Annotated in this window: 11 protein-coding genes; 9 read left to right on the top strand and 2 right to left on the bottom strand. The window is 70.4% G+C overall.

Annotation, left to right across the window (positions count from 1 at the left end; all coding sequences use genetic code 11):
- The first annotated feature begins 362 nt into the window (after positions 1–362).
- Positions 363–623 (top strand): hypothetical protein, encoded by a 261-nt coding sequence (locus BLT82_RS36095; protein WP_093662672.1) that lies wholly within the window; start codon positions 363–365, stop codon positions 621–623.
- An 85-nt stretch (positions 624–708) separates the two neighbouring features.
- Here BLT82_RS36095 and BLT82_RS36090 read toward each other — a convergent pair whose 3' ends face one another.
- Both BLT82_RS36090 and BLT82_RS36085 read right to left on the bottom strand, forming a co-directional pair.
- The gene (locus BLT82_RS36090) at positions 709–1029 is read right to left on the bottom strand and encodes a hypothetical protein (RefSeq protein WP_244529948.1); all 321 of its coding nucleotides are present in this window, start codon (positions 1027–1029) and stop codon (positions 709–711) included.
- Positions 1030–1419: 390 nt separating this feature from the next.
- Positions 1420–1680: a hypothetical protein gene (locus BLT82_RS36085; protein ID WP_093662668.1), complete on the bottom strand. Its 261-nt coding sequence runs from the start codon at positions 1678–1680 to the stop codon at positions 1420–1422.
- A 354-nt stretch (positions 1681–2034) separates the two neighbouring features.
- Here BLT82_RS36085 and BLT82_RS36080 point away from each other — a divergent pair, with 354 nt between their 5' ends.
- The 8 genes from BLT82_RS36080 to BLT82_RS36045 all read left to right on the top strand — a co-directional run bounded on the left by BLT82_RS36080 (position 2035) and on the right by BLT82_RS36045 (position 6475).
- Positions 2035–2244: a hypothetical protein gene (locus BLT82_RS36080; protein ID WP_093662664.1), complete on the top strand. Its 210-nt coding sequence runs from the start codon at positions 2035–2037 to the stop codon at positions 2242–2244.
- Positions 2245–2274: 30 nt separating this feature from the next.
- The gene (locus BLT82_RS36075) at positions 2275–2490 is read left to right on the top strand and encodes a hypothetical protein (protein ID WP_093662662.1); all 216 of its coding nucleotides are present in this window, start codon (positions 2275–2277) and stop codon (positions 2488–2490) included.
- A 30-nt stretch (positions 2491–2520) separates the two neighbouring features.
- A complete protein-coding gene (locus BLT82_RS36070; protein ID WP_093662660.1) occupies positions 2521–2736 on the top strand; it encodes a hypothetical protein in 216 nt (71 codons plus the stop codon).
- 67 nt (positions 2737–2803) lie between these two features.
- Complete coding sequence (locus BLT82_RS36065) at positions 2804–4633, top strand: M50 family metallopeptidase (RefSeq protein ID WP_093662658.1); 1830 nt, start codon at positions 2804–2806, stop codon at positions 4631–4633.
- Between the two features lie 151 nt (positions 4634–4784).
- Entirely contained in the window at positions 4785–5468 is a 684-nt protein-coding gene (locus BLT82_RS36060) for a hypothetical protein (RefSeq protein WP_093662656.1), read from the top strand.
- 125 nt (positions 5469–5593) lie between these two features.
- Positions 5594–5887: a transposase gene (locus tag BLT82_RS36055; RefSeq protein ID WP_244529943.1), complete on the top strand. Its 294-nt coding sequence runs from the start codon at positions 5594–5596 to the stop codon at positions 5885–5887.
- Complete coding sequence (locus tag BLT82_RS36050; RefSeq protein ID WP_093662654.1) at positions 5887–6207, top strand: IS3 family transposase; 321 nt, start codon at positions 5887–5889, stop codon at positions 6205–6207. The genes BLT82_RS36055 and BLT82_RS36050 overlap by 1 nt, the downstream gene beginning before the upstream one ends.
- 19 nt (positions 6208–6226) lie before the next feature.
- Positions 6227–6475, top strand: coding sequence for a hypothetical protein (locus BLT82_RS36045; protein WP_093662652.1), 249 nt, complete (start codon positions 6227–6229; stop codon positions 6473–6475).
- Positions 6476–6599 lie beyond the last annotated feature (124 nt).

Raw genomic sequence — 6599 nt, 5'->3', positions numbered from 1 at the left:
CGTCACCGCACTCGTCGAATCCCTCCTGCGCAACACCCACCCACCCCACACCGACACACCCACCCACACCGACACACCCGCCGGCACCGACCCCCGCTGACCCCGACCCCCGCGCTCTCTCCCGGCCTCCGGGCAGCCCGCGGGCGGGTGGGCGCGGACTGCCGTCGGGCCTCGCCGCGGTCCGATTCGGCCGTGCCATTTCGACGGAGATACGGGGCTTCGGGCCGGTAGTCCGCGCGGCGTGTTCGTTTGATGCATTTGCTGGCGAAGTATCAGATAGCCCGGAAATGGGGGCGATTGGGGGTCTATTCTCACCCCCGCGGGCGGGTGAGCCGCCCGAAGCCTCCGTGAGAGGGGTGGACGTGCTTGTCGTTCCAGGAGCGCTCGCGACCGCCGTCGTCCGCGACAGGACGGGAGAGCCGGTGGTGCTGCTGTCCGGCGAACTCCCCTCCGCCCTCACCCCGTCCGGCGTGAACGAGCTGCTGAACCTGGCCTCCGCCGTGCTCGAAACGGAAGAGCTGGAGCTCTTCCGCCGCTGCCTGTCGGCACTGCGCTGCGGCGAGAAACTCCGGGAGACCCGCATCGAGGTCAGCGGGGCCGTACTCACCATCTACCGCGACTGACCTGCGAACGGCAACGGGCTCCCGGGAGCCGTCTCCGGGAGCCCACGCCGACCGCCCGTCGGATCGGGCGGCGAATCAGGCCGGATCAGAACCGGCGACCGCAATCCCAGCCGTACGCGGTGTGGTTGCGGTATCTCCCGTAGGCGTCGTACCAGTGCGCCCTCTGTGCGGGTCGCCGCTCCCAGCGGTGGCGGCAGTCGCGGTCCCATCGGTTCCGGTGACGGTCCCAGCCGCGGTGCCCGATGTGTCGCCGGTCGAGGTCGGTGCACCGGTCGACGCCGCGGAACTGCTGTGCGGTGACGGGCGAATGGGTCGGAGCGGCCATCGCCGCGCCCGTCATGGGAATGGCGGCCGCGGTCACGGTCAGGGTCGCCGTCGCAATGACGCGTGCGAATGTTCTCACCATTTTTCTCCTGGTTCGGGGGATTTCTGGTGGCCCTCCGGACAGTACGCGGATCCTGCATCCGATTTCATTCGCGCATTTGGGGACTGAGGTCTTGTCGGCGCATGGCCGCCTTCTCTGCCGGGAGCCCGCAAACCGGCCCTGAGCATTGCTTGGCGATGATTTCGGGGGGTACGGAGACAGCGGTGGAAAGCACTCGCGAGGGTGACCCAACTGCGGCGTTTCGAAGGTCGGTTGAGTTCGGCGGGAAATGGCGGAGAATGCAACTCCGGTGCACCGGGTTCCGAGTTGAAGAAGATTCCGGTTCCACCGTGTCGCCGCAATGGGGAACTGCCGGGAAAGCCCGTCGTGCCCGGTCCGGCTGCTCCGTGTTGTGCGCAGACGACTATTCCGTCAACTGCGGTAGATGGTGAGTACGGCCCCGCTGACCTCGATGCGGGTCTCCCGGAGTTTCTCGCCGCAGCGCAGTGCCGACAGGCAGCGGCGGAAGAGCTCCAGCTCTTCCGTTTCGAGCACGGCGGAGGCCAGGTTCAGCAGCTCGTTCACGCCGGACGGGGTGAGGGCGGAGGGGAGTTCGCCGGACAGCAGCACCACCGGCTCTCCCGTCCTGTCGCGGACGACGGCGGTCGCGGGGGCCCCTGGGACGACAAGCACGTGCACCCCTCTCGCGGAGGTTTCGGGCGGTTCACCCGTCTTGAGGCACGAGAGGATAGCCATGGGAAGCCCTGTCATTGCCGGTTGGAACCCGTCGAGTTGAGCCGATCGGGTGAGGCTCCGCTCGGGTCGGCGCCGGCCCCGGCCTTCCTCGTCGCTTCTCCCACCTGCGGTTTCTCTGGTCGCAGGGCGCCGCTGCCGTAAAGGGCGGGATGTTCCGGTCCCTTGTGGGGGGCTTGCCGGGGTCCTACTGTCCAATCTCGTCAGACAGATCGTCCGGCATGGATGGACGCGTTCCGGGAACGGGCGCCGTCCGCCCGTGCCCTTCGCGCAAAGGACCCACCCATGCTTGGCATGCGAGAACTGGACGCCGAGGCCGCCGCGGAGCTGCTGCCCGGGCGCGAGGCCCTGGGCCGGCTCCGGTTCAACTTCGTCAGGACCACGAGCGTGAGCGAGCGCATCGCCTACGTCGACGCCCACAACGAGTCGCTCGCCGCCAACGTCTGCTCGCCGGGCGCCATCGCGGCCTCCGACGCCGCCCAGTCCATCAGCGTCCGCCAGTAGCGGCGCTTCCACCCGAGAGGGGTTTCCACCATGAACGTCGAAGAACTCGAGGCCGAGTCCGCCGCCGAGCTGCTGCCCGGGCGCGAGGCCCTGGGCCGGCTGCGGTTCAACTTCGTCAGGACCACCAACGTGAGCGAGCGCATCGCCTACGTCAGCGCCCACAACGAGTCGCTCGCGACCAACATCAACTCCCCGTACGCAGTGGCGGCCTCGTCCGCCGCCCAGTCCATCAGCGTCAGCCAGTAGCGGCGCTTCCACCCGAGAGGGGTTTCCACCATGAACGTCGACGAGCTCGATGCCGAGTCCGCCGCCGAGCTGCTGCCCGGGCGCGAGGCCCTGGGCCGGCTGCGGTTCAACTTCGTCAGGACCACCAACGTGAGCGAGCGCATCGCCTACGTCAGCGCCCACAACGAGTCGCTCGCGGCCAACATCGACTCCCCGGACGCCATCGCGGCCTCCGACGCGACGCAGTCCATCACGATCAGCCAGTAACAACGCCCGGACGAGAGCGGGCCGCGTTCTTGGGGGCGCGGCCCGCGACGGGAGGAAGAGCAGGACGGTGACCGAAAGCCAGAAGGTCCACCCCGGTCCCGTGGGGGCGGCGGCCTGCGAAACGGGCGACACGGATCTCCCGTACGAGTACACGGAGACCCTGTTTCCCGTTCCGCGCCTCGGCGCGGGACTTCAATTTCTCGGCGAGTACCAGGGATCCGGCTCCACGGAGCGCAAGTACCTGGTCCGCCGCGGGGACGGGCAGGTCGTCCAGCTCTCCCGGCTGCTCTACCTGGTGGCCGAGGCCATCGACGGCACACGGAACACCGAGACCGTCTCGCACCGGGTGAGCGGGCGCTACGGGCGGGAGGTCAGCGCCGACAACGTCGAGTACCTCATTGAGCAGAAGCTCGAACCGCTCGGCATCACCGTGCCCTTCGGACAGGAGGGCGACCAGGTCGCCGGCCCCACCACGGACCTCCTCCTGGTCCTCAAGGGTCATCGGGTGATCTTCCGTGAGCGCCAGGTGGCCCGTATCGCGAAGGCACTCGCGTGGCTGCACCGGCCACCGGTCGTCGTCCTGGTGCTCTCCGCGGCGCTCGGCGTGGACGTCTGGCTGTTCGCCGTCCACGGAGCCATCGGCCCGGTGTTGCAGGTGCTGGAGCAACCGGTGCTGATGCTGGCCGTCTTCGTGCTGATCGTGGCGTCGCTGGTCTTCCACGAGTTCGGCCATGCGTCGGCGTGCAGGTACGGCGGTGCGCGGCCGGGCAGCATCGGATGCGGTCTCTTCCTGATCTGGCCGTCGATGTACACCGAAGTCACCGATGTCTACCGCATCGGGCGGGCCGGCCGGATCCGGACCGACCTGGGCGGGATCTACTTCAACATCGTCTTCGTGCTCGGACTCGCCCTGGGGTACCTCCTCACGGGCCAGCCGCTGTTCCTCGCGGCCATCTACCTCGTGCACTTCGAGATCCTCGAACAGCTGCTGCCGGTGGTCCGGCTCGACGGCTACTACATCCTCGGAGACCTCGCGGGGATTCCCGACCTCTTCGGGAAGATCAAGCCCATCCTGCAGTCCATGCTGCCGGGACGCCCGGTGTCCCCGGAGGTGGCCGGGCTCAAGCGCCCCGCGAGGGTCATGGTCACCGCCTGGGTCGTGACCATGGTGCCGCTGATCGTCGCCGAACTCGGCTACGTCCTGTGGAACCTCCCGCGCCTGCTCGGCACGAGCCTGCGCTCACTGGCGGAACAGGTCGCGGGGACCTGGTCGGCCTTCGCCGACGGTCAGATCTCCGCCGGTCTCGTCGGCGTCGTCGGAAGCTTCATGCTCATCTGCCCCCTGGCCGGCGCGACGTACCTCGCCGTACGGCTGGTGGGGCGGCTGGTGAAGGTCACCGCCCGCGCCACGGAGGGCAACACCCGGCTGCGGGTGGCCATCTGCGGCGGCGCGCTGGTGGGGGCGAGCGCCCTGTGCGCGGCATGGCTGGCCGGTGTGACCCCGGAGCCGCTGCCGAGGCAGCCGCCCATCGCCCCCATCCTCCAGCCGGGCGTCCCCACGGCGCGTACGACGGCGGCGGCCCCCGCCGAGGTGCGGTCCACCCCCGCCACGCCGGATCCGACGGTCCTCACCAGCCCGCTGCCCGGGGCCGGTGCCCCCTCGGCCTCCGCCGAGGCTTCCGGCCCGGCCGCCGGCGCGAGCGTCTCCCCGTCCGCGAGCCCGGTCGGGGTGGTGCCGACGGCCGTGCCGACGAGCCCCACGCCGAGTCCGAGCCGGACCTCGGCGTCTCCCTCGGCCAGTCCCAGCACCTCGCCGACGCCGAGTGCCACGCCGTCCGGATCCCCTTCGCCCTCGGTGACTCCTTCGCAGTCGCCCAGCGAGACGGAGGCCCCGTAGGCCCCGCCCGGCCCTGCCCCGTCATCGCGCCCGGCCCTGCCCCCTCCGACGGGCCGGCCCCTGCCCCGTCCGTCGCGCCGACCTCTACCCCCTCCGCCGGGCCCCGCCCCGACCTCCGCATTCCCCCCGTACATCCGCAAAGGAGCACCCAGTGACGCACCGAAAACCACGCACCCGCCACGGCGGCCGCAGAGCCGCCCGCCTCGGCATGCTCGTCGCCGCCTGTACGGCCGGCTTCGCCACGGCGAGCCCCGCCGGAGCGGCTTCCGCGTCGGCCGGCAACCGCTACGTCGGCATCGCGGTGGACGAGGCGCACGCGAACGCGGGCCCCGGGCACCGCGTCGACTACGACGACGAGTTCGCGGTCCATGAACTGGGCACGCGCCTCGGTGTCGGTGCGCGCAACAGGGCGGTCGCCCGGTCCGCGGGCTGCTCGCTGGACAACCCGTGCCGCTCGGTCGCCCTGTCCTTCCAGGTCGTCACCGTGACCGGCACGATCACGCGCCTCAACGCCGCGAACACCAGCCGTGCGGTCAACGACCACTGCGAGGGCTGCCAGACGTTCGCCGGCGCCTACCAGTTCATCGTCTCCACCCCGTACTCGTTCACGCTGAACCGTTCCGCCAGGAACGAACTCGCGCGGCTCGAACGGAGGCTGGGCGAACTGGAGCGCAGCCGCGAGCCGATCTCCACCGTGCGGGCCCGCGCCGATTCCCTGGCCGCCGAGGTCGTGACCCTGCTCAGAGGGGCGGTGGCGGCCGCACCCCGCGGTGAGGCCGTCAACCCAGTGCAGACCTTCCGGCCCACCGTCACTCTGCGGCGCCACATCGACTGAGGGCCTGCGGTCGCAGCCTTCGGGCCGTGTTCTGCACCGGCGCCGACCGCCGGAACCGCCGGCCCGGGGATCCGCCCCGAGCCGGCAGGCGAACCCGTCTCCAGTCCTCCGGAGGACCACCATCCATGAGTTACCCACCCGAGGTGCGTCGTCAGGCCCTCGACCTGCTGGTCGTGGGCGAGCCCGTGAAGAAGGTCGCGGTCGACCTCGGCCTCAGCGAGCGGACGCTCTACCAGTGGCGGCGCAGATACCTGCCGCAACTGCGGCACCAGCGGTACTTCCCCGACGCCGGGACCGAACTCAGGGCCGCGCGCAGACGCATCACGGAACTGGAGACCGAAGTCGCCGTCCTCCGGCGCGCGACCGAGCTGCTGCGGGACGCCACGTCCCCAAAAGACGATTCGAGGCAGTACGCGTGATGGCCCACGAGGGACTGCCCGTGCGGATCGCGACGAGCGCCCTGGGGGTGACCGAGTCCGGGTACTTCACCTGGCGTTCCCGTCCTCCCTCCGCGCGTTCGGTCCGCCACTCCCGGCTCACCGAAGTCATCTCCGCCATCCATGCCGCTTCGCACGGCACCTACGGATACCGGCGCATCCACGAGGAACTGACCTCGCGCTACGGCATCGCGGTCAGCCACGGAACGGTGCAGCTCCTGATGCGCCGGGCCGGTCTCCAGGGTCTCTCCGCCGGCCAGCGGCGCCCTACCCGGCCGACTCCATCGAGGTTCCCGGCCTGAACGAGAGAGCGATCCGACCATGAGCATGGAATACCCGACGTTCCCGACGCCGCCGCTGCCCGTCTCCGCGTATCTGCGGCCGTCTCTGCGGGTGGGGGAGGACCTGCCGGCGACGCAGGCCCACCAGGTGATGCTGCACTGTGCGCTGGACGCGGCATGCGTTCCGGTGCGGCTGACCGACACCCGTGCCGTCGCCCGGATCGCGGAGCTCGACTACCACACGGTGAACGCCGTGATCGGCTGGCTGCGGACCCTGAGCGAGCGCTGATCGCGCTGATCGCGGGGGTCGGGGTCAGTGGGGGTCGGTGCCGGCGGGTGTGTCGGTGTGGGTGGGTGTGTCGGTGTGGGGTGGGTGGGTGTTGCGCAGGAGGGATTCGACGAGTGCGGTGACG

Source organism: Streptomyces wuyuanensis, from assembly GCF_900103455.1.
Classification (GTDB): domain Bacteria; phylum Actinomycetota; class Actinomycetes; order Streptomycetales; family Streptomycetaceae; genus Streptomyces; species Streptomyces wuyuanensis.
This window is presented reverse-complemented; position numbering and strand designations above follow the sequence as displayed.